Source organism: Nodosilinea sp. E11 (genome assembly GCF_032813545.1).
Lineage (GTDB): Bacteria > Cyanobacteriota > Cyanobacteriia > Phormidesmidales > Phormidesmidaceae > Nodosilinea.
Window position 1 is genome coordinate 4,244,959 of sequence record NZ_CP136520.1, and the last position, 24,611, is coordinate 4,269,569.

Sequence of the window (24,611 nt, forward strand, 5' to 3'; positions counted from 1 at the left end):
GTTACGAAATATAGCGATCGCCCTAGGGCTGAGTTGGGCTGAGAAGACCTATCGGCCCAAGCTGAATAGGCGATCTAGGCTGCGATCGGCCCTAATTCTCGCCGCGCCTCTGGCTTTTCCTTCTTAGAAGGCCTTGAAATTGCGTCCCTTCCTCCTGGCCATCCCTACGTGAATCCACGAATCCCCGCCCTTGGCTCAGGGGGTAAAATCCCCCTCTCCGCCCGATTGCAGGTTAAATGGAAGTAAGCATAAGCAAAAACTATGCCTCTGCGTTCCTGGGTTTATCGCTGTGATGATCTGCTGCCTCAACCCTCACTGTACTCAGCCTAATCACACTACCCTGGCCGCCGTTTGTCCTACCTGCGGCAACGCCTTAGAGCGTCGTCTAAGAGGCCGCTATCGCCCGCTAAAACTCATTGGCCGGGGTGGCTTTGGGCGCACCTACTTTGCCCTCGACGCCGATCGCCTCAACAGTCGCTGCGTGATCAAACAGTTTGCCCCCCAAACCCAGGGCACTAAGTCGTTCTTGAAAGCGGTGCAGCTGTTTGAGCAGGAGGCTGTGCGGCTCCACGAACTCGGTGAACATCCGCAGATTCCGACCCTGCTGGCCTATTTTGAGCAGAACAAGTACCTCTATCTGGTGCAGCAAATGGTGCAGGGGCGCACCCTACACCAAGAAATCTCGGCCCAAGCCGCCTACAGCGAAGGTAGCCTGCGCCAGCTGCTAGAAGATTTGCTGCCGGTGCTGCACTTTATCCATGAGCATGGCGTCATTCATCGAGATATTACCCCGTCGAACATCATTCGCCGCCAGGTTGACCAAAAGCCGGTGCTAATTGACTTTGGCGTGGCCAAACAGTTTAGCGAAGCGATTCGCTACGAGCAGGGCACCCGCATTGGTACCGAAGGCTACGCCCCGATTGAGCAGCTGCGCAGCGGCCAGGCCTATCCTTCCAGCGATATCTACAGCCTGGGGGCTACCTGCCTACACCTGCTGACTGGCTGCAAGCCCGAAGACCTCTACAGCCCCCTAGAAGGTCGCTGGCTGTGGCAAGAGCACCTACAAAAGCAGGGCCGCACCATTCACCCGGGTCTGGCGGCGGTGCTGAATAGCATGACCAAAGACCTGGTTAGCGAACGTTATCAGACCGCCCAAGACGTACTAGACGACCTGCGACGATTGCCTAAGCTAGAGGGCGCAGTGCCGGGCTGGATCTCGACCCAGTCTGACCCGTCTGATCCATCTAATCAAAGCCTATTTGCGGGCATCGATCGCCCCCCTCTCAGCGGCCCAGGCAATAGCGCTGGCCTCGTGATGCCTGTTACAGCTTTGCCAGACTCCCAAGAGGTTTCAGGGCCTGTTTCGAGGTCTAGTTCAGGGCCTGTTTCGGGTTCATCCAATACCGCCCGGCCACTTTCATCCATCCCAATTCCCCCCACTGGCAAGCCTGCCAACTCAAGGCCTCCTAGCTCTGGACCTGCGGGCAGCCGCTGGCAACTGGTGAAAACCCTGGCTGGTCATCAGTCGTGGGTTACCACTGCGGCCTTTAACCCCAAGCAGCCCGTGCTGGTGAGCGGTAGTCTTGACGATACCTTGCGGATTTGGAATTGGCAGACGGGCGATCTGTTGCACTCGCTCAAAGGCCACGCTCGCGGCGTCAATGATGTCGCGATCGATCCGCGCGGTCACTGGGTCGTGAGCTGTGGGGATGATGCCACCATCAAAGTGTGGCACCTGGGTGACGCTACTCTGCGGCATACGCTCAAGGGGCATATGCGGGATGTGACTGCGATCGCCCTCAGCCGCAGTGGCACCCTATTGGCTAGTGCCAGCGAAGACGGCACTCTCAAACTGTGGAATATTGCCCAGGGTACGCTGCTTAAAACCTTGCCGGGTTCTGCAGGCATGCTCAAAACCGTAGCCCTGGCCTCAGCAGACCAGCAGCTGATTAGCGGCGGTCTCGACAACACCGTGCGCCTATGGGATATACAAACTGCCACCACCCTAGCGGTGCTCACGGGCCACACCAACACCGTTAACCAAGTAGCCGTTAGCCCTGACGGACGCCTAATTGCCAGCGCCAGCAAAGATCGCACCGTGCGCCTGTGGGATTTAGTCACGGGTACCCTGATACACACGCTTCAGGGGCACACCCAGGAGGTCAATAGTGTGGCTTTTTTCCCCGATGGTAGACGGGTGGTCAGTGGTAGCAGTGACGGCACCTTGCGCCTCTGGAGTAGCCAGACTGGGATTCTGCAAGCAACGCTGTCTGCCCACGTCAACCCCGTCCACCAGGTGGCGGTGCAGATGGGCGGCAAGATCTTGGCTAGCGCCAGTGCCGACAAAACCATCAAGCTATGGCAGCGACAGAGTTAGGCTGCGTTTGGGTGGGTTAGGCTAACCTACAAAATTTAGCTTAGATGGGTTTAGAGGTGAGCACTAGGCGCAGCTTGGCATGGATCAAGTTGAGCTGGGCCATACCCAAATCGACATCACCTTCGACTACAACCCCTGTATCTAGCAGGCGATCGAGCAATTCTAGAATGGTGGGGTTGGGGTTGTGTGCGCCGGGGTAGTAGCTGCCTTCCTTGGGTAGCAGCGTGCCAATTTCTCCCAAATCAATGTTGAGGTCAGCCGGGTCTACATCGAAAATCTCACACATCGCCACCACCTGCTCTTCCAGCTTGCGCAGGCTATCGGCGGCCCGTTCCAGGTCGTCGTCGTTGAGGTCGCCAGACTCCATGCGGCGAATCACCTGGGCTTCCATTAGCTGGCGTACCAACTCAATGACGGTGAGCAACAGAGGTGCTAAGCCCGCATCAGTTTTGGCGGCAGGCTGTAGCGCTAGGCTGGGCAATAGATCTGGCTCGACATGTTCAGAAGTCATAGCCACAGTCTAGTGCATCTCTCTGCATCTCTATAAAATGCCGATTTGGCCTAATTAAGGCCGATTTTGCCACTGCTGCTGAAGCCACTGGCGACGCACCTCTTCAGCTTGGGCGCGGCTTTGGTGGTGGCCCATGCGGCCTGAGTCAGCCAGCCGTTGGCCATAGCCCTGCCCACGGCTAGGTGCCGATCGAAAGCTGGGGATCGTACGGCTGGTAGCGATTTGGCGCAGCGTGCGGATTGTCAGCATCGGGATTTTTTACGTCATCAAAGTGGAATGGACAGACTCGCTTGTGGGTGCGGCCGAACGCAGCGCTTTGAGTTCAGCCTCCATGGTTTCGAGGCGGGCCTGGAGCTGTTGATTGGCCTCTAGCAGCTCGTTGGTGCGGCTGCTCAGGTAGGGGTCGCTCTCCCACCAGTTGATGCCGATCTCGCGGGCTTTGTCTACCGAGGAGATGATCAGGCGAATGCGAATGCTCAGCAGCTCGGTGGAGCCTACGGAAACTGAGATATCGCCGGCAATTACGATGCCTTTATCGAGTACTCGCTCAATCACATCTACCAGAGAAGATCCCTGGGTAGCGGTGGCCATGCTACGTCCCATTTGGGGGCGGGAGGGGGCGGTGGAAGTAGACACAGTAGATTACCTTCAGTGAGAACTCAGTTGGTAGCCCTGTAGCTGGCCATCAGTTTCCTGCTTTTCTACCAGACCCTGATCGAGCATTGATTTGAGGGCGTTGACCACCTGAAAGCGATTTAACCCCAGGGCGGTCTCGATCTTAACCAGAGAAACGGTACCTGTGGCATCTAAATAATCAAAAATGCGGGTTTCGACGTCGTCGCTGAGACTGGTTTCAGCCGCAGGGCTGGCTATGGTCGCAACTTCAGCCGCAATCTCTGGGCTAGGTTCTTCAACAGCCGCAACTTCAGCCGCAATCTCTGGGCTAGGTTCTTCAACAGCCGCAACCTCAGATGTAATCTCTGGGCTGGGTTCGTCAACAGCTGCAACTTCAGCCGCAATCTCTGGGCTGCGCTCTTCAACAGCTGATGGCTGATCGGCTACTGCTGGGGCAACGGCCATTATCTGAGGCTCTGCTACAGAGGGCGTCAGGCTCTCCTCATCGATTGACGTTAGCGCTGGGGGTGCAATGTCGTCTAAAGGGGCAGCGGGTACGGTGTCTTCCTCTTCTTCGCCGTGGAGGCGGGCCGCAGGCTGAGGCTCAGACTTGAGGGTGAGGTCGTTGACCAGCTCTGCCTGCGACACCACAAAGCGGTTAAACAGGTTCCACAGGTGGCGGGTGGCGTCGGGAGAGGGCTCTTTAGAGCGGGCCAGTAGAATGTCGCTGCACAGGTCGCGGAAGTCGGCGTTTTCGGCCAGGGGCAAAATGCCGTGGTCGTGGCAGATGGTGGCGATCATCAGGCTGGGGCGCAGGCTAGAGACCATGTCTGGCGCGGCGGCGGCCTGAAATGCTTTGACCAACTGCACAATTTGCAGGGCGGCAGAGCCGTCGATGCCCACCTTCTGCACCAAGATCTGCTGCTGGGCCAGTTCATCTGGCTCGGGCATGTTGATGGTGATCAGGCGGTCTTGCAGGGCGTCTTGGGTGCCGTGAACGCCGCAGTATTCTTCGGGGTTAGAGGTGAGAATGGCGCGGAAGTGGGGGCTGACGCGGATGTATTCGGCCCGGTTGTTGCTGGGCGGCAGCACCAGCAGCTTTTCTTCGAGGGCCGACAGCAGCACGTTGTTGACCTCGGGGCGCGAGCGGTTGAACTCGTCGTACACCATGGTGAAGCCTTCGCGGCAGGCCAGGGTGAGGCGCGAGTCGATCCAGTTGTGGCGCAGCTCGTCTTCTACTTTCACAACACTGTGAATGTAGTTGTCTACAACTTTCTTGCGGGTATAGCCCGACTGGTTACCGATTAGGTCTGAGGTTTTAAACTCGTCATCACCAAACAGCAGCATGATCGGGCGGGCCAGCAGGTCAGCCAGGTGCAGGGCCAAAGTGGTTTTGCCGGTGCCAGCGGGGCCTTTGAGGTGGATAGAGTATCCCGATTGCAGGTACCGTAGGGCTCTGAGGGTGGTTCGCTCCAGGGTGGGGGTAGAGACGAAGTTGCGGGGGCGGGCTTGTAGAACAGTGTTCACAGAACGGCTTCCTCTTGCACGAGATAGGTACGGTCTTGTTTGACGACGAGGTCTTTTTGAATCAGCGATCGCAGCGCATCCACGGCCTGAAACCGGTTGATGCTTAGTTCTGTCTCAAGTTCGCTGAGGCGGGCACCTTGGGCGAGGTGCAGGTAGTTGTACACTACCTCTTCTACGGAAGAAACTTCGGTAGAAGGGTCTGGAGCAACGGCTACTGTTGCCGGAGCCTCTGGAGCGGCTGGAGCCACCGGAGCCATGACAGTGGCCACCGGCGTAGAGCGGGCTACCGCTGCTGCGACTGGGGCATCCTTCACTGGGGTAGGACGGGAAGCTAGTGCCTTGGAGGGCGCAGGTTTGGCCGTTGCGGCTGGGGCTGGTTTTGCGGCTGCTATCGGCCTGGGCTGAACGGTGGCCCGGGCGGGCGGCGAGGTGACAGCAGGCCGGGTGGCTACGGGCCGGGTGGCGGCGGGTTGCGTTACGGTGGCCCCACCCCAGACGAGGTGAGAGAGGTGCGATCGCTGAGCCTGGAGCTGGTGGCGAAAGTCGGCCAGCTCATCGAACATGGCATCTACGGAGGCGGTCAAGGCTTGGCGATCGCTCTGGCGCTGTGCTTGATTGACCACGGCTGCCTGTTGACGCACGGTGGTCAAATCCTTGAGCGTCGCCTGCACCTGGACCTGAAGATCTTCGACGTAGGCGGTCAGCGAGGGCAGAAGGTTGGCTCTGACCATAGCTTGATCTTGGCGGTAGCCCGCTAGCTTAACCGCCGTCTGGGCTTGGATGTTGGCTACTTGTTGCTGCACTTGGCGCAGCTCTTGGGCAATCTCTAGGCGCAGCTCGCTGACTTTCGCCTGAAGCACCTGGCAATCGTATTCGAGCTTTTGGCGAACTTCGGCGGCGCTAATTGCGCGATCGGCTTGGTAGCTGGCCAGCAGCACATCGGCATCGGCCTGGAGCTGCTGAACATAGTCTTGGCGGGCCAGCTGTCGAGGCAAAATTTGGGCTTCGCGGTCTGCGGTGGTTTCGGCCAGCCACAGGGCGGTGTTGCTGCGCAGATCGGCCATCAGTTGATTGAGATCTTGGCGCAGTTGTACAGCATGGGTGAGTCGGTCGGCCTGCCAGCGCTCGAGGTCGGCAGAGACCTGATCGCGCCGGTTAACTACCTCACCCTGGCGCAGTTGTCGTGCGGCTTGCCACTGGTCATAAAGTGCTGTCACAGGACTGCTCTCCCTTGTGCAAATGAAATTTTGGTGCAGATGGATGTGGTGAATTGGCGGAGGCTTTGGGGGTGGCAAGGGGAGGAATAGCGCCAGCAGAGAAAAGTTTGCCAGACTCTTGAAATCAGATTGTATGAGTGACTTGGCGTAATTTTGGGGCGCTGTTTTGGAACTTGCCAACGACAGATTTGCCGCAAATGAAGATGATAAATAATGATTTTATGGGTTTATGGGGCAGGCAACTACTGGATTTAGCTCAGCAGCTTGCTTGCCCCATGAAGTGAGAAGAGCGGTAGCTCGATTAGGCAGCGGGTACAGCGGCTTGAGCGGTCAGGCCAACGGCTTCGGCGTACTTGAGGTAGGTATCGACGGAGGCAATCACGATACGAGCTTCAATGGCCAGCAGCTCAATACCGACTAGAGAAACACGGACCCAAGCATCAACAACGATGCCTTTGTCCAAAATGCGATCGACAACTTCAGCCAAGCTAGAGGAAGAGTTTACTTTTTCAACAGCCATGGTTTTGAACCCCTAAAACATTTGATGTGTTCAATGAAACTACAAGGAAGATTTGCTTTAGTGCATCTAGCTGCTACTGCAAAGGGGCGGTAGAAACAGACTCAGCGCGTAGGGCTTATTCCTTGCACATTTGTAGTCTGCCCATTTGGTTCAGACCGCTCACAATTTAGAAAAAATTAGTTTATGTATTGTTACTTGCGGTATGTGCGATTGGCGACTTGGGGCTGAAGGGCACTGCACGGGCTGGGGCTGTGCTACGCCGCGTTAAGTCAGTATCAGGAGGCGATTCAGGCATTTCGTCGGGCGTTAGTAGTGCAGCCCTATGCGTTGACGAACCAGCGGCTGCTTTTAGAGTGCACGGCCCGGCTGAGCTGAGGTTAAGCCTTGACTACATGGCCTAGGGTGCTGTGCTGATCGATGATGGGTGAGCGAAAAGTGGGCTGACCCAGGGCTGTCAATGAGTTAGCTAGCCACTATTATGGGGTTTCAAAGCCGCCAATCCCCCTAATGATCGCAGTGATGATGGCCATTTCCCCCACCCCAGACTCTAGGGCGATACTGACTCAGCTGCGGGAAGACAACATTCGCTTTGTGCGGGTGGTGTGGTGTGACAACGGCAACATAATTCGCGGTAAGGCTATCCATCTCGACGCGCTCGCCCGCCAACTGGACGAGGGTACCTGCGGGGTTGGGCTATCGGCGGCGCAGCAGGCTATTCCCGTGGTGGCCGATGCGGTGGCTCCCGGCAGTGGTCTAGGGCCGGTGGGAGAAGTGTGGCTGGTGCCTGACTGGGATACTTTACAGCGTTTGCCCTATGCCCCTGGCCAGGCGCGAATGCTGGGGGAGATGGTGAAAGATGCTCAGCCCTGGCCTTGGTGTTCGCGTCAGTTTCTCAAGCGGATGGTACAACGGGCGGCAGCGCAAGGGCTCACCGTTCAGGCGGCTTTTGAGCCGGAATTTTATTTGTTGCGGCGCGGGGAGGAGGGTTTTCTGCCCACTGACCAGACTCCCTTTGCGGCGACCTTGGCGATGGATCAGCACCAGAAGGTGGTGATGGCGATCGCTGATGCCCTGGCCGCCCAGGGTATTGCTGTAGAACAGTACTATCCCGAGTCGGGGCCGGGGCAGCATGAGATTTCGGTGCGCTATACCCAGGCGTTGGCGGCGGCGGATCAGCAGATTGTCTACCGCGAAACGGTGAAGGCGGTGGCGCACCAGCATGGGTTAGTGGCCTCCTTTGTGCCCAAACTGTTTGATCACCAGGCAGGTAGCGGTTGCCATTTGCACTTAAGTCTTTGGGATGGCGATCGCAACTTGATTCCCGATGGCTCGGGCGGTCTATCTGCGATCGCCCAAGCTTTCGCTGCTGGGCTGCTGCACCACCTGCCTGCCCTGATGGCCATCACCACCCCTAGCCCTAACTCCTACCGGCGGCTGCGGCCCCACTGCTGGAGTGGGGCGTTTTGTGCCTGGGGGATGGATAACCGGGAGGTGGCTCTGCGGGTTCCGAGCAATCGGGGTTTGCCTAGCCCTACCCATCTCGAACTCAAGACGGTAGATGGGGCGGCTAATCCTTACCTGGCGCTGGGAAGTGCGATCGCAGCGGGCTTAGACGGCATTGCTCAGGGCTACGCTCTGCCTGCACCCGTGCAGGTAGACCCAGGGGCGCTGTCAGAGGCAGACAGGCGCGATCGCGGCATTGCCCCTCTGCCCCAGTCTTTGACCGTAGCGCTGGCGGCTCTAGAGCAAGATGACCTTTTGTTAGAGGCCCTGGGTGCGCCGCTGGCCCAGACTCACTTGGCGGTGCGTCGAGCAGAACTGGCCGCTATGGCTGGTATGACCCTGGAGGCTGAGGTCGATCTGCTGTGCGATCGCTACTAGCCCTCAAATGAGCTGGGCAGAACTCTTGCCACGGCTAGTCTTCGACCGATAGCTCATGGACATTCCACAGAGCGCCACCGAGGGCGGTGTATTGCACCCCTTGGACCCGGTTGCGCACGGCGGTGAGCGATAGGTTGTTGATCAGGTAAATAAACGGCAGGTATTCCTGGGTGAGAGCCTGGGTTTCTTTATACAACTCAAAGCGCTGCTCGTCGTCGATGATTTGGGCGGCTTCAACATAGAGTTCAGCGATGCGGCGTTCCCAATCGGCGGCCTGCCACCCCTCCAGGGGGTCTTGACCGGGGCCAGCATTTTGGTTAAAGGCGTGGAGTGCTCCGTCGAGGAGCCACACGTTGGCCCCACCATTGGGCTCTACGCCGCCGGTCAGCCCCAGCACCAGGGCTTCCCACTCCAGGCTGTCGGTGAGACGGTCGACTAGGGCGTTAAAGGCCAGGGGCTGAAAATCGACCCGGATACCTAGTTTCTCCAAATCGTTTCTGATCTGGGAGCCAATGGATTCGCGAATTTTGTTGCCGGCGTTGGTGATCAGCGTAAACCTGACCCGGTTACCGTCGGCATCGAGCAGTTCGCCCGCTGGGTTGTACTGAAAACCAGCCCCCAACAGTAGCTCCCGGGCCTGGTCAGGATTGTAGTCGTAGGTGCGAATGCCCATCTCTGGCGGTGCAAAGAAGGGGCTGGGCACCGAAATCGGTGAGGTCTGCGGTTGCCCTAGCCCCTGAAAGATATTGTTCACCATGGTTTCGCGATCGATACCGTAGGAGATCGCCTGGCGAAAAGCCACATTGTTAAACCAGGCCGATCGCACGGGATCTACTAAAGGCTGACCGTTGCGGCTGGCCCGATTAAGGTTAAAGGCAAAGAAATTGGTGCCCATGCCAGGGCCACCGTTGTAAATGGTAAAGTTGCCCCGTTCTTCTTCGCGTTTGAGCAGAGAGAACAGGTCGGGCTGCACACTCTCAAGATCGAGCCCACCCGAGCGAAACTGAAAAAAGGCTGTATCTGTAGACCCTACAATTTGCCAGACAATTTGTTCTAGGTAGGGTTGGGGGTTGCCCTGATCGTCTTGCTGCCAGTAGTAGGGGTTGCGCTCAAAAATGACCCGCTCCCCCGGCACGTACTGCGCTAGCCGAAAGGGACCATTGCCCACGATCTGGCGGGGTGGGGTGTCGGTACCCCAGGTGGAGAGAAACCGGGGGTTGCCCTGGGCATCGTTGCCCTCGACCGTCGGTTGGAGAATGTGGGCTGGAATAATATTGAGCGATGTGTTGCCCAGCATGGGGGCAAAGGGCTCGGGTAGGGTGAACTGCACCCGGCGATCGTCGAGCCGGCTGATCTCAGGAAAGCGCCCCTCGGTACCAATCCGAAACCCATCTCGGCTATTGGTAGGAATGGCCGGGTTAAACAGCACATCGTAGGTAAAAATGACGTCGTCTACGGTGAGGGGTTCGCCGTCAGACCATTGCAGCCCTTCCCGGAGGGTAAACACCAAAATGGTGCCATCTTCAGAAATATCCCAGCTTTCGGCCAGAGCGGGGACAGTTTCGCCGGTAATGCCGTCGGTGGTGGTAAGCCCCTCAAAGGTGAACCCAAAAATATTGGGAGACTCTTGACTGAGAATGGGGTTAAAGGTTTTGGGGTCGCTCAGCACGCTCAGCACCAGCCGAGGGACATCGGCATTGGCTTGGGCAAAGCGGCTGGGGTTACAGCCTGCGATCGCCACTGTCACAATCAGCGCCAGCATTAGGGCCACGGCTCGCCTGCCCTGCCGGAGCCAATCCCCTAGGGTGAGCCAATGGTTGCTTGCGATCGGTGCCGTTGCCATGGTTGTTACCCTCCTACCCGCCCAGACAATGCCTCAAACACTATAGCGATTTACCGATCGCGATCGATATTCTCAGGTTTTAGTCCGTTACGGCGGTCAGGATCGATGGGGCGGGACTGACTCTAGGGCGATCGCAGACCCTGTCGCAGGTTCTAGGGCTTTGGGGCACCCTAGACCTATCCCCCAAGAGATTCTCTAGAGACTGACCTATGGCTGATCGCTATTATTTATATGGTATTTTTCCGGCCCCTGGCCCAGCTAATCTGCCCCTTGAGGGCTTAGATGCCCAGGTGGTTCAGACCCACAACCTGGGCGACTTCACCTTTTTGTACTCGGTTGCTTGCCAAAAGCGCTATTTGTCTAGCCGCAAAAACCTGCTGGGCCACGAAAAGGTGCTAGAAGCCGCCATGGAGCAAGGCCATCGCACCCTGCTACCGCTCCAGTTTGGGCTGATTGTCGATAGCTGGGAACAGGTACAAGAAGACCTCGTCGCCCCCCACGCGGACGACCTAGCCCAGCTCTTTGAGCGCCTCGACGGCTGCCGAGAGGTGAGTATTAAAGTGCAGTGGGAGCCTTCTACGGAGTTAGAACTGATGATGGCTGAAAACGCTGACCTGCGGGCCCAGCGCGACCAGCTCGAAGGCACCCAGCTCGGCATGGAGCAGGTGATTTTCATTGGTCAACAGATTGAGGCGGCCCTAGAGGAGCGCCAGCAGGGCATTGTCGACCAATTTCGCCAGGCCCTAACGCCGCTTGCCAAAGACGTGCTAGAAAACGCTCCGCAAACAGATGTGATGATTTACAACGCCGCTTACCTGATTCCCTGGGAGAGTGAGGCGGCATTTAGTGAGGCTGTGACCGCTGTCGACAGCGGGTTTGGCGATCGCCTGCGCATTCGCTACAACAACTTTACCGCCCCCTACAACTTCGCCCAGCTCAATTAATTGACGGTGCAAAATGTAAGGTTTAGCGGTCAGTCCCTGGCCCTAGTCTTTACATTTTGCTGCTTGCCCCCTTATATCTCTTTGCTTCTATGCTGCTAAAACTTCTCTTTGCTCCAGTGCTTGGCCCCATTGAAGGTGTCAGCTGGGTTGCCAACAAACTCCTAGAGCAGGCCGACGTCTCTACCAACGACCTAGAGAGCCTGCAAAAACAGCTGCTGGCGCTGCAACTTGCCTTTGATATGGGTGAGCTGTCGGAAGAAGACTTTGAAGCTCAAGAGGAAGAAATTCTCATGGCCATACAGGCCGCTGAGGATGAAGAAGATGATTGAGTTAAAACTGGGGTGCTAGGATTCGAACCTAGGAATGCCGGGACCAAAACCCGGTGCCTTACCACTTGGCGACACCCCAACGTTTTCGCTTAGCTAATATAGCAGGTTATGCCCCAGCACTGTCAAGGGTTTATCACCAGCTACCGGTAAAAACCTGCTGTCAGCAACTAGTGCTAGGGTTTAGCACTAGTAGGGTCGTTGTTGAAGCGTAGGAAAAGCTGAAAATAAAGTATAGAAGACTACTTGATTGGGGTGGTGGATTACCCAGATCGTGTTTTGTGGTCCACAATATTAGGTACAGGCTTTTGGGCCAGGGTGATCTACCTCGCTATCTGACGCAACATTTCGATGCCGTACTGATATCAGGTCTTCTGCTTTGTCATGACTTCTGACACGTTTTATACTGACCTGCCGCCCTTAGATCAATTTTTAGAGCTCGCTAACCCCGCCAACTATGTAGATGCCCCCGGCGATTGGTCTGCCCTGGTTACCGATGTGGTGGACTCGACTCGGGCGATCGCCCAGGGAAAGTACAAGGAAGTTAACGTCGTGGGGGCCAGCTCAATTATGGGGGTGCTCAATGCCGTGGCTCCCCTGGATGTGCCCTTTGTGTTTGGGGGGGATGGCGCGCTGCTGCTGGTGCCCCCGACGGCTGTACAACGCTCTCGGGAGGCACTGCTGGGCCTGCGGGCCCTAGCCCGCGACTCCTTTGGGCTAGAACTGCGGGTGGGCATAGTGCCCCTGTCGGCAATTGACCCCCAGCACCCGGTGCGAGTGGCGAAATTTCGCCTCAGCCCTACCTATTTTCAGGCTAGCTTTATGGGTGGCGGTTTGACCTATGCCACTGAGTTGGTCAAAACTGACGCGGCCTATCGTCTGGAGGAGGGTGGCGATCGCCCAACGGCGAACCTGGCGGGGCTAGAATGCCGCTGGCAGGATATTCCTAGCTCTCGGGGTCATACCCTGAGCCTGATTGTGGCCACGCCCCCCAGTGGTGGCTACGTCAATGAGCACCTCTATGGCGAGGTGTTAGGTACCATTGGCAATCTCTATGGTAAGGAAGAAAACTATCATCCGGTGGCCGCTGACGCCCTGAAGCTATCGGTGAATCCTCAACGGCTGAAGGCAGAGGCTAAGGCGAGGGCTAACGGGTCTACCTGGGGCGATCGCGCTACATACACCGCTCGGGCCTACCTAGAAAGTCTCTTAGGCCTGGGTCTGATGCGATTTGCTGTGCAGGCTGGTGGCGTTGATTGGGGTCGCTATCGGGCCTCGGTGCGGGCCGCCTCCGATTATCAAAAAATGGACGATATGTTGCGCATGGTAATGGCCAGCAGCCCTGGCCAGACCGATCAATTGGTCGCCTACCTAGAGGGGCGCTTTCGCCAGGGGCATCTAGTCTACGGAGTCCATGTCTCAGACCGGGCATTAATGACCTGCCTGATTATGGATCGACGCGATCGCCACTTTCACCTAATTGACGGGGCCGATGGCGGCTATGCTCTAGCGGCGCAACAACTCAAGGCCCGACTTCAGGGCAAAGCTCAAAACTGGTCTACCTATTCGAGTTTGGCTCGTCGTCACCCCCGCAACCAGCGGCACGGCCAAACGAATTCCGTCCATAGGTGAGGTTATGTCGTGTATTCGGCGTTGATTTTGACGTAGTCATAGCTGAGATCGCAGCCCCAGGCCTGGCCACGGCCCGAGCCATCGCCCAGGGTGACCTGAATGGCAACGGTGTCGGTTTTAAGATAGTCCCCCTGGGTGGCCTGGGTCAGATAAGCACTGGCGGCGGGGCGATCGAAGGCGAGGGGTTGACCGTGCTCCATGAGCAAAAAGTCGCCCAACTGTATCCGTAGGTCGCTCTGGTCGAAGGTGACTCCGGCCCGTCCGGCGGCGGCGGCAATACGGCCCCAGTTGGGGTCGTGGCCAAAGATGGCTGACTTCACTAGGGAGGAACCGGCAATGGTGCGGGCGACCTGGTTCGCAGCGGTGGCGGTGGCGGCACCGGTGACGGTGACTTCGATCAGGCAGGTGGCCCCCTCGCCATCGCGGGCGACCGCTTTAGCGAGGTATTGGCAGACGGCAGTGAGCATGGCTTCGAGCTGCTCGGCTTCGGCCCCCTCATCAGTGATCGCCGGGGTGCGCGATTCACCGTTGGCCAGGGCAATCAGGGTGTCGTTGGTGCTGGTATCGCCGTCGACGGTGATCTGGTTGAAGCTGCGATCGGCGGCGCGGTGCAACATATCTTGCCAGAGGGTGGGCGATATGGTGGCGTCGCAGGTGACAAAGGCCAGCATGGTAGCCATGTTGGGGTGGATCATGCCCGATCCCTTGGCGATGCCACCGATGCGCACGGGGCGATCGTGGATGGTGGTTTCCATGGCTACCGATTTGGTCACCAGGTCAGTGGTGATGATGGCTTTGGCCGCAGCCTCGGAGCCAGTGGGCGACAGGCTGCCTACCAGGGTAGGAATGCCCGCTTTGAGCTGGTCCATTTTGATGCGCTGGCCGATCACGCCAGTGGAGGCGATGAGCACGGTATCGGGGGAAAGGTTGAGGGCAGCCCCCAGGGCGGCAGCGCTGTCGAGGGTATCGACCCAGCCCTGGTTGCCGGTGCAGGCGTTGGCCTGACCTGCGTTGACCAGAATGGCGCGGGCGCTGGGGCGGGCTTCGAGGCGCTGGCGGCAGTAGTCAACGCAGGCGGCGCGCACGTGGCTGGTGGTAAAGACTCCTGCTGCGATCGCCTCACAGTCTGAATAGATTAGCGCCAGGTCAGGCGCACCGGAGGGTTTGAGTCCTGCGGTAATCCCCGCCGCCTGAAATCCCTTGGGTGCCGTGATGCCCCCTTCAATCACCCGCCAGTCTGCCATGCTGTTGTTACCCCATAGGTGCTGCCGGGGATTATACCAAGCTTCTGCGGAGATGCTTACGGTAAGGGATGTTCTAAGAAGGCAAATTCTTTGACTACTTGGCCGCCGATCAGGTGTTCTTGGATAATGCGCTCGATGACGGCAGGAGTGGCGCTGTGGTACCAGACACCGTCGGGGTAGACCAGTAAGATGGGGCCTTTGTGACAAACTTGCAGACAGTTGGCCTTGGTGCGAAAGATCGATGTCGGGCGCTCTACTGTGGGCCGATCCAGCCCCAATTCCTTCAACCGATTCTTTAAGTAATCCCAGGCGACGATGCTCTCGGCTTTGTCGCAGCACTTAGGCTTGGTCTGGTCGGCGCAGATTAGCACGTGGCGCTCAATATTAGTCAGCGACAGGGCGTTCACACAGGCGGCCAGAGACGCACAGGCGTCGGAGTCGTTACTCATCGGGGAGGGCAGCAGGTTTTGTGGGATCGGAGGACGCTGGGAACTCGGTGGATGTAGTGGTTTCAGGAAGTGCTGCGGGTTCCTCACGGTTAGCAGGTTCAGGTGCAGCAGGTTCAGGTGCAGCAGGCTCAGGTGCAACAGGCTCGACCCTGGTGGCCGTAGCCTCGGGAGCAGGTGCAGCAGAGGCCGCGGCAGGGGAAACTAATTCTTTGAGGGGGGGACGCTCAGGGCGCACCCGGCGAATGGGCAGGTTGGCAATTAGCGCCGTCATCCGCTGGTCGCTTTCGAGGGTAAATTCTAAATGCTCTTGGTCGAGTTCGACGTAGCGAGAGACAACTTCGAGAATCTCCTTACGCATTTTTTCGACCATTTCGGGAGTCAGGTCGGCGCGATCGTGGGCCAGCACAAATTGCAGCCGCTGTTTGACCTCGGCCCGACTGGTGAGGGTACGACTGCGGTTAAACAGCTTATCGAGAAGTTCGCTTAGCATCGGCACTGGCGGCTAGGTAGAGAAAACAAGGGGCATAGCTGGTCGGGGTAGCAAAACCTGAATCTAGCCTCGAAAGAAGCGGCGCAGACGGCTGAACAGATCGTCGTGGGTGGCGTTGAGGTCGATGAGGGGTACCTCTTCGCCCAGCAGACGGCGGGCGACGTTGTTGAAGGCCACCCCGGCTAGGGAGAGCTGTTGGTCGAGCACGAGGGGTTCGCCCCGGTTAGACGACACAATCACTCGTTCGTCGTCGGGGATCACCCCTAGCAGGGGCACCGCCAAAATATCAAGCACGTCACGTACCGACATCATTTGCTCTTCTTGCACCATCTTGGGCTTGATGCGGTTAATCAGCAGCTTGGTGAACTTCACATCATTGGCTTCGAGCAGACCGATGACGCGATCGGCGTCGCGTACGGCAGAGATTTCGGGCGTCGTGACAATGATGGCTTCTTTAGCCGGGGCGATCGCATTTTGAAACCCCATCTCGATGCCTGCCGGGCAGTCGATTAAAATAAAGTCGTTGCTGCTGGCGAGGCCGCCGACCAGCGTTTTCATTTGGTCGGGGGTAATGGCCTCTTTGTTGCGATTTTGGGCAGCGGCCAATAGCCCCAGGGTGGGCTGGCGCTTGTCTTTAACCAGGGCTTTTTCGACCGAGCAGTCGCCCGCTAGCACATCAAGGGCGGTGTAGACGATCCGGTTTTCTAGCCCCAGCAGCAAGTCGAGATTGCGCAGACCAAAGTCGGCATCGACAACGGCTACCCGCTGATTCCGCTGGGCCAGGGCCATACCCAGGTTGGCGGTGCAGGTGCTCTTGCCTACGCCCCCTTTTCCCGAGGTCATTACGATAATGCGAGTCATGGACGAAACCAACTTTCCCTAAACAACCAGTTCAACCTGACGAAAACAACTGCTAATCATACGTCATGTGCGGCAGAGACGAAGCTTGAATTTAGGCGATGGGGCCGGGGTTAGCTTTATTCTAGAACTCTCTCTGACGTCAGGGTGGATCCTTTCTGCTGCCTTGAGGGATTCTGCTTATACCTCTCTAAGGCTTCCTTGGCCCCTGGGATGCGCTCCCTTGTCAGCCTAAAACGGGAGTGAAAGCGAGAAAGGGCTTACTGGTCAAGCAACGCTCTAAAACCCATCTTTGGGCTGCACCCCCCGCTCCAGGGTGGCATTGAAGTGCTGATTCGCAAACGCTTGGGCCTGGGCAATGCGAATCGTGTTGTCGCCTACGTAGGCCACCTCGGGCAGGTAGTGGGTCGCGGGGCCATCGGGGGCGCGGGCGACTAGATCGGCCAGGCGTAGCTGGGTAGGTCGCATTTGCAGGGCCATAATTTGGCGGCTGCGATCGCCCCCCGACCCAGCATGGGCTATACCCCGCAGCCGTCCCCAAATCAAAATGTCGCCCTCGGCCACCAGCGAACTGCCGGGGTTGGCATCTCCCAACACCACAATGGTGCCAGGATGACGAATTTCGACCCCTGAGCGCACTGTAGTTCGCAGGTAGAGCGGTTCAGCTAGAGGGTTGCCGGGGGTTGCCGGGGACTGCACTAGGGTGTCTTCGGCCGCGATTTGATCGACCGAGTAGCCCGAGGCTACGGCCGCCATAGCGGTTTGGCGGCGACTGGTGGCTACGCGCTTGAGGGTAAGTTGGGCGGTGGTCAGTACCTCGTCGAGAGACTGAAGCTGGCGGGCATCGAGCAGGCGATCGCGGGCGGCCATGTGCACTACGGTATGGGGTTGCCAAAACTGCTCTCCACCGTGGAGCCGTTGCCTAAAATGCTGTAACAGTTCGCCCCAGGAGAGCGCCCCACCCTCGGTGTTGGCTGGGGGATCGTTGGGCAGCAGCAGCACCAAGTGGTCCGCTTCGCTGCGCAGCCTCAGCTGGGTTCGAGGGTCAATGGGTGGAGCCGGTACGACTGGGGAGGGGGGTGGTAGGTCAGAAGGCTCTGGGGGCTGGTCTGGGGGTTGTTCTGGGGGCTGTATGGCAGGCAGATTTGGAGCGATGGAATTGGACGTGATGGGTGCTGGAGTCACGGAATCTGGGGCAATGGGATCTGGGGCGGTGCCAGAGTCTGTTATGGCGGTAGGGGCAGAATTGTCAGGAGCCATAGGGAAAAGCGGGAATGAAAACACAGGGCCAAACCTAGTGCTGCCATATTAGATCACCGAGGTTGGGGCGGCAGGATAGATCAAGGTCGGTTTTCCCCTTGCGGTTTGCCCCAGGCTGTTGGTTATGATGTTGAGAGTTCCACTACGGCGTTGGTGACTGCCAACAATGTTTGTCGATCTATGTTTGTTCCGAACGGGAGCTAAGCTGCATCGGCGGCAGTAGACCGAGCTTGTACTCGGAAACTTTAAGCCAAATGCCAAGGCACCCACCTGGTTTTCCCAGGTCGGAAACTGAGGTAAGACGGCGCTGCGGTGGAACCCTCAATATTTTCAATTCCCCTGTCTCTCTCCGTGAGATGGGGGAATTTTGCGGTTGGGCTTGTTTTTCCCTGTTTGCTCTACCAACTTTCTCAAGATTTGGAAAAATGTGATTTAGCTTACTTGAACGCTAGTATTGACAGCAGGGTTAACTTGAGGCGAAAGCCTGGCTCTGGAGGGGGTGGCCAAGTTATCTCAACCTGTCGGTAAAGCGTCGGTGATGTGTGTTTAAGGGCTTGAGCCGTTGAGTTCGGTTGATTTTCCCGCCAGTGTAATTCGTTTGGAGAATGGGCTTACCCTTATCCACCAAGAGATTGCGGCAACGCCCGTGGTAGTGGCCGATGTTTGGGTGAAGGCCGGGGCGGTTACTGAGCCGGCAGAGTGGTCAGGCATGGCTCATTTCCTGGAGCATATGATTTTTAAGGGCACGGATCAGCTGCCTCCCGGGACCTTTGACTATGCCATTGAAACCCAGGGGGGCATGACGAACGCGGCCACGAGCCACGACTATGCCCACTTTTTTATCACCATTGCCGCCGAGATGTTGCCTCAGACCCTGCCCTACCTGGCGGATCTGTTGCTGCACGCGGCGATTCCTGCCGATGAGTTTGGCCGCGAGCGCCAGGTGGTGCTCGAAGAAATTCGCCAGGCCCAGGATGACCCTGACTGGCTGGGTTATCAGGCGATGTCGGAGCTGGTATACCAAGATCATCCCTACGGTCGCCCAGTGCTGGGCACGGCGGAGATTTTGCAGCAGCGATCGCCCGAAGAGATGCGCTGCTTTCACCAGGCCTACTACCAGCCCGACAACATGACGGTGGTGATTACGGGCGGCATTCCCCTAGAGCCGACGGTGGCCATGGTCAAGCATGCCTTTCGAGGGTTTGCGTCGCCGCCGCCCTGCCCGCCCAGAGCAGTGGCCCCGGTGCCCACCCTGAGTGGGGTGCGCCGCGAAACCCTGTACTTGCCTCGGCTAGAGCAGTCGCGGCTGTGCATGGCCTGGCTCGGCCCCGGCATTGACCAGCTCGAAACGGCCTACGGCCTAGATATACTGGCGGCAATTTTGGCTGAGGGGCGATCGTCGCGGCTGGTGCGTGAGCTGCGGGAAGACCGCCAGCTGGTGCAAGATGTGGGGGCCAGCTTCTCTATGCAGCGGGAGTGCAGTCTGTTTACGATTCAGGCCTGGCTCGATGGCGACGATGTTGACCGGGTAGAGGCGATTGTGTGCGATCGCATTAGTGAGCTGGTGGCCAAACCGATCTCCGACGCTGAGTTGGCTCGGGCCAAGCGCTTGCTGTGCAACGACTACGCCTTTTCGACCGAAGCCCCAGGGCAGCTGGCCGGGCTCTACGGCTACTACGGCACCATTGCTGCTGCCGAGCGCTGTCTTGCCTACGTGCCCACCCTTCAGAGCTATACCGAAGCCCACCTGCGTCAGCTAGCGGCTCAGTACCTCACTCCCCTGCGCTACGTGTCTACCATTCTGCGCCCGGCCTAAGCCCCCTGGGCAGACTATAGTTAAACTGGCCAGAGCCGCGCTGGTTTCCGCCCTCGTAGTCATCCCTACGCTTGGTTTCCTGCTTCAACTGTTCCCTTCGCTAGTTATTTTTTGCCTGTGACAGCTTCTCTTCTCCAAGCGCCGCGCCTACACCGCACTGTTTTAGCCAACGGGTTAACGGTTCTCGTTTTAGAAAACTCCGTCGCCGACATTGTCTCAGCCCGCATTTTTATTCGAGCTGGCAGTGCCTTTGAGACCCCCCAGCAAGCAGGGCTGGTGAGCTTCTTGATGGGATTGCTGACTAAGGGAACGGCCAAATTGTCATCAATGGCGATCGCTGAAACCGTTGAGTCGGTCGGTGCCAGCCTCGGCACCGATGCCGCCGCCGACTACAGCGTGATCAGCCTCAAAACCGTTTCTACAGACTTCGCCGAAATTTTTGCCCTGGCCGCCACTGTGCTGCGTCAGCCCAGCTTTCCCCTCGACGAGATTGACCTAGAGCGCCGTCTCACCCTGCAGCAGATTCGCTCCATGCAGGAGCAGCCCTTTACCCTAGCCTTCAACCAGCTGCGCCGTGATATGTATGGCGATCACCCCTACGCTCTTCCCGGCGTAGGCACAGAAACTACGGTAGAAGCCATCACCCAGCAAGACCTGCTGGACTTTCACCGCCAGCACATGCGCCCCGACAATGTGGTGGTCACTATCGTCGGCCGCATTACCCCTGAGGCCGCTCTGACTCAAGTTGAGCGGGCCCTGGGCGACTGGTCAGTCCCCGCTGTGCCACTCCCAGCCCTCACCCTACCGGCCGTAACGACCGCGCCCACTTGCTCCGTGGTCACCCAAGAAACCAATCAGTCGATTGTGATGGTGGGTTACTCGGCTGCCTCTGTCAAGCACCCTGCCTACCCTGCCCTGAAGCTGCTGAACACCTACCTAGGCAACGGCCTCTCTAGCCGCCTGTTTGTCGAGCTGCGCGAAAAACGCGGCTTGGCCTACGATGTGTCAGCCTTTTACCCTACCCGCCTGGGATTGTCGCAGTTTGTGGCCTACATTGGTACCGCTCCCGAGAACACGGCTACCGCCCTAGAAGGGCTGCGGTTTGAGGTTGAGCGTCTGTGCACCAGCTTACTCTCTGACGAAGAACTGCAATCGACCAAAAACAAACTGCTGGGTCAGTACGCTTTGGGCAAGCAAACCAACGCTCAGATTGCTCAACTGCTGGGCTGGTACGAAATTTTAGGGTTGGGGGTCGAGTACGACCAGCAGTTTCAAGACATGGTGGCCGCCGTGACGGTGCTCGATGCCGAAGCCGTTGCCCAAGAATTTTTCCGCACCCCCTACATTTCGCTACTGGGGCCAGAGACTGCTGTGCGCCCTGTAGCCCAGGCCCAAGCTTGACTGTACCCACCGCCATCTAGCTCCCTGGTGATTGGATTGGGATGCTGAGGTTGCTGGTCAGTCTATTGTGCTGTTCTGTATGCAGGTGGGCGCTTTGCCCGCATAATGGGGCATCGGCCCGATAGGGAAAGGAAGGACGCGTGGGTACCGGATTAATTTTGGCGCTGGCTGGTTTGTTGGCGGGGGTGCTGGCCGGTTTCTTGGGCATTGGGGGGGGCACGGTGATGGTGCCCGTAATGGTGGCCCTAGGCCTGTCGGGGGTGCAGGCGGTAGGCACGAGTACCCTAGCGGTCGCGTTGATTGCCTTGGTCGGTAGCCTGCAAAACTGGCGTATGGGCTTTCTGAAAATCAATCATGTTGCGATGCTAGGCCTGCCTGCCCTAGTCACCGCCTATCTGGGGCAAGCCGTGGCCACTGCCCTGCCAGAACATGCCTTGCTAGCCATTTTTGGTCTATTTCTACTGTTCAATATCTACCTGATTGGGCTAAAAAAGCAGGTGATTCGCCAGGCCACGCGGGCCGAAGTCGACGGCGAAACTGGGCTGCCGGAGGTTGTGCCGCAGCGGCTATCGCCGACGGTGCTGCGCCTGGGCATTGGCGGTCTGGCTGGGTTTTTGGCCGGGCTGTTTGGGGTAGGCGGCGGTGTGGTCATGGTGCCATTACAAATTTTGCTGCTGCACGAGCCAATTAAGGCGGCGGTGCAGACCAGTTTGGGCGCGATCGTGATTACGGGCCTGTGGGCCTGTCTATGGCATGCCCAGGCGGGCAATGTGCAGTTGGCTACCGGCCTGATTTTGGGGCTGGTGGGGGCAATTGGTGTGCAGGTCAGCACCCGCTATTTGCCCCGCCTGCCTGACCGGGCGGTGACTATTATGTTTCGGCTGCTACTGGCCCTGCTGGCTGGGTATTTTTTCGTCAAAGCTTGGTCCAGCTATACCCTCGTCGCGTCGTGAGCCTTGGTGGGTCTAGCCTATCGATGGGGTCGTTTGAAAACAAAGCTGAGGGCAGCTAGATCGCCAGTTTTGATAAAGCCTGCTGAAGTTAGTCTCGCTCTGGTGGCAAGGGGGAGGTAAACGAGCTAGCGTGCGGATGATGTCTCGTGATCTTCTATGCGCCCCTTGTTCACTAGCCCCCTGACTGTGGAAATGGTGACAGTCTCGCTTCACAATTTGCCTGAGCGGTTGGAGGGGTGCCGCATTGTGCAGCTGTCTGATTTTCACTACGATGGGCAGCGGCTCTCGCCTCGGCTGTTGCAGCAGGCGATCGCTCAAGTCAACGAGTTGGCCCCCGACTTGATTGCCTTGACCGGTGACTATGTGACCAACGATCCGGCTCCTATTTTTGAGCTAGCGGATTGCCTGGGCCAGCTCAAAAGTCGCTATGGCACTATCGCAGTGCTCGGCAACCACGACAACATTACCCTGGGCGGGCGGTATACGATTCTGCGATCGCTCCAACAGGTCGGCATTCGCACCCTCTGGAACGATATGGCCTTTCCCCTAGGTGATGAGCTGCCGGTGGTGGGGCTAGCCGACTTTTGGTCGCGCGATTTTTGTGCCGCCCGTCAAGTGCTCGATGCATTGCCCTCGTCTCACCCCCGACTGGTGCTTTCGCACAACCCCGACAGTGCCGAATTTTTAACCCCCTGGCGGGTCGATTTGCAGCTCTCGGGCCACACCCACGGCGGCCAAATCGTGCTGCCCGGTTTGGGGCCTGCCCCCGCCCTCAGTCAGGCTTTGCGGCTGTCGGTGCTGGCTCGGTTGCCCGTTGGTCTGCCCCACCGCAAACGCCACTGCCTGAAAATAATCCGCCATTGGGAATGGACCTCGGGTTTGCATCGGGTAGGGCGCAACCAACTGTACGTGAACCGAGGCCTAGGCAGCTATGCCCCAGGCCGTGTGCGTTGTCCGCCAGAGGTGACGGTGCTGAAGTTAGTGCGAGCGTAAGAGTTTGAGTTGAAGGAGCTGTGTCTAATGCCGGCTGATCTCAAATTTTGCTGCTCATTTTAGGGATTGAGCTACCGATTCACCGATATCTCAACCTTCTGTTGTCTAGGCAATCAGGGTTGGACATGGGTCTTCGGAGGCCAGCTCTTGGCTATTGTGCTGGTCGGGGGGCAGAAAACCGACGGCGGACAGAATGGCTTTGAGGTTAACACCGTCTTCGAGCAGGCTGATATGGCCGCTGTGGGGTAGGGGGTAAATGCGGGGGTTGGGCAGTAGGGTGGCCAGGCGCTGGGCTTCTTCGAGGGAGGGCAGCAGGCGATCGCTCAAAGAGGCCACTAACAGGGTATGAGCTTTGACCCGGTGCAGTCGCAGGGGCTCTAACCGAAACTGAGACAGTAGGTTCAGCCGCCAGGCGGTGCTGGCCTGCGAGACGGTGCCGATGGCTCGAATCAATGCCTCGCGATTGGCGACGCCCATGCGGCTGAGGTCGGCCATCATGGGCAGGCTACCCAGGGTAGACCCCTGATAGAGCGGCGGTGCCACCCAGGTCGTTAGGCTAGCTACCCAGTGAAACCAAGGAAATCGGTGAAATGACGAGGCCGAATTGACCAAAATTAAATGGCTGGCCAGGGCTGGGGCTAGGGCCACTACCCGCAGGGCCAGGCAGGCTCCAAAGGATTCACCACAGAGGTAAACCGGCCTGGCAATCGATTCTTGCCCAATCAGCTGCACCACCTGAGCGGCCATACTGTCCCAGGAGGATAGGTCATCGCTAGGCAGGACGAGGCAGCGAATGTCAAAATGGTGCTTGAGGCGATCGCACTGGGCTGAGAAGAGTTCGCCACTGCCGTCCATGCCAGGCAAATAGATGAATAGCGGCCGGTGGGGGTGTTTCCCCGCCGGGGCATAGAGCTTTAGACCATCAGGTTCTGGCATGGGCAATCAACAAATAGCAGGGCAGCAGGCAATGAACCGTTCAGCAACAGCCAGCCCTTAATAGAAGCCCTGTTTGAGTAAAGTCGCAATTTCATCTTGACAGCACTGGGCTAGCTCAGTGGCTAGGGCACTGGCTCCTTTGCTACGGTAGCGCGATCGCAGGCGATGGTCGACTCGCACCGGATGTCCAATCAGCACATCTACCTGTTGATACAATACCGCTGGATGTAACCCTGGCTGCTGAAAGAGGGGCTCAGAGGCGTCAAAAAAGCTCAGCCACCGCAGGGGCACCATCGGGTTATTGCTTTCCCGATGGGCCGCAATTGCAACCGGTACGATAAACAGCTCCTCTACCGGTGCCCGCAACGCTAAGTGGGCAAATCCCCGTTGAAATGCATTCAAATTGTCCGGGGTCGTCTGATTCACCATGGGAGCCGCCCCTTCTGGGAAAATACCCACCGACTCACCATCCCCTAACACTTTCATGGCCCGGCGAAAGAAGGCAGTTTGGCCTTTCTCGGGAGTATCTAACGGTAGGCAGCCGAGGGCATTGATGACGTTGCTCAACCCCGGCACCTGGCTCATGTAGTGGTGACAGGCAAACCGCACTGGGCGATTTACGACGCTCATCAGCAGCGGCGCATCCATGATGCTGCGGTGGTTGCTAACCACAACCATGGGCTGGTGAGGCGGCAGCCGGTCTTGGCCGTGCACCGACACCCGCACCCGCGACAGGGTGAGCAGCCAATGAGAGACATCCAGCGGGGTGGCCTTGAGGGGCGTTAGTAGCGGCAGAGGAGCTAGAGCCATTCCAGGAA

Annotated in this window: 22 protein-coding genes, 1 tRNA gene, 1 other RNA gene and 2 pseudogenes; 11 read left to right on the forward strand and 15 right to left on the reverse strand. The window is 58.0% G+C overall.

Going from position 1 to position 24,611, the window contains the following annotated elements:
* Positions 1-292: 292 nt before the first annotated feature.
* Positions 293-2,377, forward strand: coding sequence for a serine/threonine-protein kinase (locus RRF56_RS21070; RefSeq protein WP_317038372.1), 2,085 nt, complete (start codon positions 293-295; stop codon positions 2,375-2,377).
* A gap of 40 nt (positions 2,378-2,417) precedes the next feature.
* Here RRF56_RS21070 and RRF56_RS21075 read toward each other — a convergent pair whose 3' ends face one another.
* From RRF56_RS21075 to gvpA, 6 genes and pseudogenes are all read right to left on the reverse strand, one after another.
* Entirely contained in the window at positions 2,418-2,888 is a 471-nt protein-coding gene (locus RRF56_RS21075; protein ID WP_317035124.1) for a gas vesicle protein K, read from the reverse strand.
* Positions 2,889-2,942: 54 nt separating this feature from the next.
* Complete coding sequence (locus RRF56_RS21080; protein WP_317035125.1) at positions 2,943-3,137, reverse strand: hypothetical protein; 195 nt, start codon at positions 3,135-3,137, stop codon at positions 2,943-2,945.
* A 9-nt stretch (positions 3,138-3,146) separates the two neighbouring features.
* The gene (locus RRF56_RS21085; protein ID WP_410510659.1) at positions 3,147-3,491 is read right to left on the reverse strand and encodes a gas vesicle protein; all 345 of its coding nucleotides are present in this window, start codon (positions 3,489-3,491) and stop codon (positions 3,147-3,149) included.
* Between the two features lie 609 nt (positions 3,492-4,100).
* Positions 4,101-5,030, reverse strand: a pseudogene (gene gvpN, locus RRF56_RS26470) (gas vesicle protein GvpN); the annotation flags it as partial.
* Complete coding sequence (locus RRF56_RS21095) at positions 5,027-6,247, reverse strand: hypothetical protein (RefSeq protein ID WP_317035128.1); 1,221 nt, start codon at positions 6,245-6,247, stop codon at positions 5,027-5,029. The pseudogene gvpN and the gene RRF56_RS21095, both read right to left, overlap by 4 nt.
* Positions 6,248-6,548: 301 nt before the next feature.
* The gene (gene gvpA / locus RRF56_RS21100; RefSeq protein WP_193963479.1) at positions 6,549-6,767 is read right to left on the reverse strand and encodes a gas vesicle structural protein GvpA; all 219 of its coding nucleotides are present in this window, start codon (positions 6,765-6,767) and stop codon (positions 6,549-6,551) included.
* A 231-nt stretch (positions 6,768-6,998) separates the two neighbouring features.
* On the opposite strand from gvpA, the pseudogene RRF56_RS21105 reads away from it, so the two are divergent.
* Together RRF56_RS21105 and RRF56_RS21110 are read left to right on the forward strand one after the other, a co-directional pair.
* Positions 6,999-7,142: pseudogene (locus tag RRF56_RS21105) on the forward strand (tetratricopeptide repeat protein); the annotation flags it as partial.
* 147 nt (positions 7,143-7,289) lie between these two features.
* Positions 7,290-8,648: a glutamine synthetase family protein gene (locus tag RRF56_RS21110; protein WP_410510660.1), complete on the forward strand. Its 1,359-nt coding sequence runs from the start codon at positions 7,290-7,292 to the stop codon at positions 8,646-8,648.
* A gap of 34 nt (positions 8,649-8,682) precedes the next feature.
* Here RRF56_RS21110 and RRF56_RS21115 read toward each other — a convergent pair whose 3' ends face one another.
* A complete protein-coding gene (locus RRF56_RS21115; protein ID WP_410510661.1) occupies positions 8,683-10,410 on the reverse strand; it encodes an ABC transporter substrate-binding protein in 1,728 nt (575 codons plus the stop codon).
* Positions 10,411-10,700: 290 nt separating this feature from the next.
* On the opposite strand from RRF56_RS21115, the gene RRF56_RS21120 reads away from it, so the two are divergent.
* On the forward strand, positions 10,701-11,435 hold the full coding sequence (locus tag RRF56_RS21120) for a GvpL/GvpF family gas vesicle protein (RefSeq protein WP_317035131.1): 735 nt from the start codon (positions 10,701-10,703) through the stop codon (positions 11,433-11,435).
* A gap of 89 nt (positions 11,436-11,524) precedes the next feature.
* Positions 11,525-11,764 (forward strand): gas vesicle protein GvpG, encoded by a 240-nt coding sequence (locus RRF56_RS21125; RefSeq protein WP_317035132.1) that lies wholly within the window; start codon positions 11,525-11,527, stop codon positions 11,762-11,764.
* Positions 11,765-11,771: 7 nt separating this feature from the next.
* Here RRF56_RS21125 and RRF56_RS21130 read toward each other — a convergent pair.
* Positions 11,772-11,843: transfer RNA gene (locus RRF56_RS21130), tRNA-Gln, on the reverse strand.
* Positions 11,844-12,145: 302 nt separating this feature from the next.
* Between RRF56_RS21130 and RRF56_RS21135 the strand changes: the two genes are divergently transcribed.
* A complete protein-coding gene (locus tag RRF56_RS21135; protein WP_317035133.1) occupies positions 12,146-13,393 on the forward strand; it encodes a DUF3095 domain-containing protein in 1,248 nt (415 codons plus the stop codon).
* Between the two features lie 2 nt (positions 13,394-13,395).
* Here the strand turns inward: RRF56_RS21135 and argJ are convergent, their stop codons facing one another.
* The 5 genes from argJ to minC all read right to left on the reverse strand — a co-directional run bounded on the left by argJ (position 13,396) and on the right by minC (position 17,694).
* A complete protein-coding gene (gene argJ / locus RRF56_RS21140; RefSeq protein ID WP_317035134.1) occupies positions 13,396-14,637 on the reverse strand; it encodes a bifunctional ornithine acetyltransferase/N-acetylglutamate synthase in 1,242 nt (413 codons plus the stop codon).
* A gap of 56 nt (positions 14,638-14,693) precedes the next feature.
* Entirely contained in the window at positions 14,694-15,086 is a 393-nt protein-coding gene (locus RRF56_RS21145) for a ferredoxin (RefSeq protein WP_317035135.1), read from the reverse strand.
* Positions 15,079-15,576, reverse strand: a complete 498-nt coding sequence (gene minE / locus RRF56_RS21150; RefSeq protein ID WP_317035136.1) for a cell division topological specificity factor MinE — start codon at positions 15,574-15,576, stop codon at positions 15,079-15,081. Before minE ends, RRF56_RS21145 begins: the two co-directional genes overlap by 8 nt.
* A 63-nt stretch (positions 15,577-15,639) precedes the next feature.
* Positions 15,640-16,437: a septum site-determining protein MinD gene (minD, locus tag RRF56_RS21155; protein ID WP_317035137.1), complete on the reverse strand. Its 798-nt coding sequence runs from the start codon at positions 16,435-16,437 to the stop codon at positions 15,640-15,642.
* Positions 16,438-16,713: 276 nt separating this feature from the next.
* Positions 16,714-17,694 (reverse strand): septum site-determining protein MinC, encoded by a 981-nt coding sequence (gene minC, locus RRF56_RS21160; RefSeq protein ID WP_317035138.1) that lies wholly within the window; start codon positions 17,692-17,694, stop codon positions 16,714-16,716.
* Positions 17,695-17,830: 136 nt separating this feature from the next.
* Here minC and ssrS point away from each other — a divergent pair.
* The 5 genes from ssrS (at position 17,831) to RRF56_RS21185 (ending at position 22,857) form a co-directional block, all read left to right on the forward strand.
* Positions 17,831-18,014, forward strand: a non-coding RNA gene (ssrS, locus tag RRF56_RS21165) — 6S RNA.
* 242 nt (positions 18,015-18,256) lie between these two features.
* The gene (locus RRF56_RS21170; RefSeq protein WP_317035139.1) at positions 18,257-19,510 is read left to right on the forward strand and encodes a pitrilysin family protein; all 1,254 of its coding nucleotides are present in this window, start codon (positions 18,257-18,259) and stop codon (positions 19,508-19,510) included.
* Between the two features lie 111 nt (positions 19,511-19,621).
* Complete coding sequence (locus tag RRF56_RS21175) at positions 19,622-20,911, forward strand: M16 family metallopeptidase (RefSeq protein WP_410510502.1); 1,290 nt, start codon at positions 19,622-19,624, stop codon at positions 20,909-20,911.
* A 140-nt stretch (positions 20,912-21,051) separates the two neighbouring features.
* Positions 21,052-21,864 (forward strand): sulfite exporter TauE/SafE family protein, encoded by an 813-nt coding sequence (locus tag RRF56_RS21180; RefSeq protein ID WP_317035141.1) that lies wholly within the window; start codon positions 21,052-21,054, stop codon positions 21,862-21,864.
* A gap of 156 nt (positions 21,865-22,020) precedes the next feature.
* Positions 22,021-22,857: a metallophosphoesterase gene (locus tag RRF56_RS21185; protein WP_317035142.1), complete on the forward strand. Its 837-nt coding sequence runs from the start codon at positions 22,021-22,023 to the stop codon at positions 22,855-22,857.
* Positions 22,858-22,962: 105 nt separating this feature from the next.
* Here RRF56_RS21185 and RRF56_RS21190 read toward each other — a convergent pair whose 3' ends face one another.
* Both RRF56_RS21190 and RRF56_RS21195 read right to left on the reverse strand, forming a co-directional pair.
* Complete coding sequence (locus RRF56_RS21190) at positions 22,963-23,793, reverse strand: alpha/beta hydrolase (RefSeq protein ID WP_317035143.1); 831 nt, start codon at positions 23,791-23,793, stop codon at positions 22,963-22,965.
* 57 nt (positions 23,794-23,850) lie between these two features.
* Positions 23,851-24,603, reverse strand: a complete 753-nt coding sequence (locus RRF56_RS21195) for a lysophospholipid acyltransferase family protein (protein ID WP_317035144.1) — start codon at positions 24,601-24,603, stop codon at positions 23,851-23,853.
* Between the last annotated feature and the right edge of the window lie 8 nt (positions 24,604-24,611).

Bases quoted from the DNA above. Each gene is read 5' to 3' on its own strand.
- RRF56_RS21070 (WP_317038372.1), top strand. From the start codon at position 293: ATGATCTGCTGCCTCAACCCTCACTGTACTCAGCCTAATCACACTACC.
- RRF56_RS21075 (WP_317035124.1), bottom strand. From the start codon at position 2,888: ATGACTTCTGAACATGTCGAGCCAGATCTATTGCCCAGCCTAGCGCTA.
- RRF56_RS21080 (WP_317035125.1), bottom strand. From the start codon at position 3,137: ATGCTGACAATCCGCACGCTGCGCCAAATCGCTACCAGCCGTACGATC.
- RRF56_RS21085 (WP_410510659.1), bottom strand. From the start codon at position 3,491: ATGGGACGTAGCATGGCCACCGCTACCCAGGGATCTTCTCTGGTAGAT.
- gvpA (WP_193963479.1), bottom strand. From the start codon at position 6,767: ATGGCTGTTGAAAAAGTAAACTCTTCCTCTAGCTTGGCTGAAGTTGTC.
- RRF56_RS21110 (WP_410510660.1), top strand. From the start codon at position 7,290: ATGGCCATTTCCCCCACCCCAGACTCTAGGGCGATACTGACTCAGCTG.
- RRF56_RS21115 (WP_410510661.1), bottom strand. From the start codon at position 10,410: ATGCTGGCGCTGATTGTGACAGTGGCGATCGCAGGCTGTAACCCCAGC.
- RRF56_RS21120 (WP_317035131.1), top strand. From the start codon at position 10,701: ATGGCTGATCGCTATTATTTATATGGTATTTTTCCGGCCCCTGGCCCA.
- RRF56_RS21125 (WP_317035132.1), top strand. From the start codon at position 11,525: ATGCTGCTAAAACTTCTCTTTGCTCCAGTGCTTGGCCCCATTGAAGGT.
- RRF56_RS21135 (WP_317035133.1), top strand. From the start codon at position 12,146: ATGACTTCTGACACGTTTTATACTGACCTGCCGCCCTTAGATCAATTT.
- argJ (WP_317035134.1), bottom strand. From the start codon at position 14,637: ATGGCAGACTGGCGGGTGATTGAAGGGGGCATCACGGCACCCAAGGGA.
- RRF56_RS21145 (WP_317035135.1), bottom strand. From the start codon at position 15,086: ATGAGTAACGACTCCGACGCCTGTGCGTCTCTGGCCGCCTGTGTGAAC.
- minE (WP_317035136.1), bottom strand. From the start codon at position 15,576: ATGCTAAGCGAACTTCTCGATAAGCTGTTTAACCGCAGTCGTACCCTC.
- minD (WP_317035137.1), bottom strand. From the start codon at position 16,437: ATGACTCGCATTATCGTAATGACCTCGGGAAAAGGGGGCGTAGGCAAG.
- minC (WP_317035138.1), bottom strand. From the start codon at position 17,694: ATGGCTCCTGACAATTCTGCCCCTACCGCCATAACAGACTCTGGCACC.
- RRF56_RS21185 (WP_317035142.1), top strand. From the start codon at position 22,021: ATGCGCCCCTTGTTCACTAGCCCCCTGACTGTGGAAATGGTGACAGTC.
- RRF56_RS21190 (WP_317035143.1), bottom strand. From the start codon at position 23,793: ATGCCAGAACCTGATGGTCTAAAGCTCTATGCCCCGGCGGGGAAACAC.
- RRF56_RS21195 (WP_317035144.1), bottom strand. From the start codon at position 24,603: ATGGCTCTAGCTCCTCTGCCGCTACTAACGCCCCTCAAGGCCACCCCG.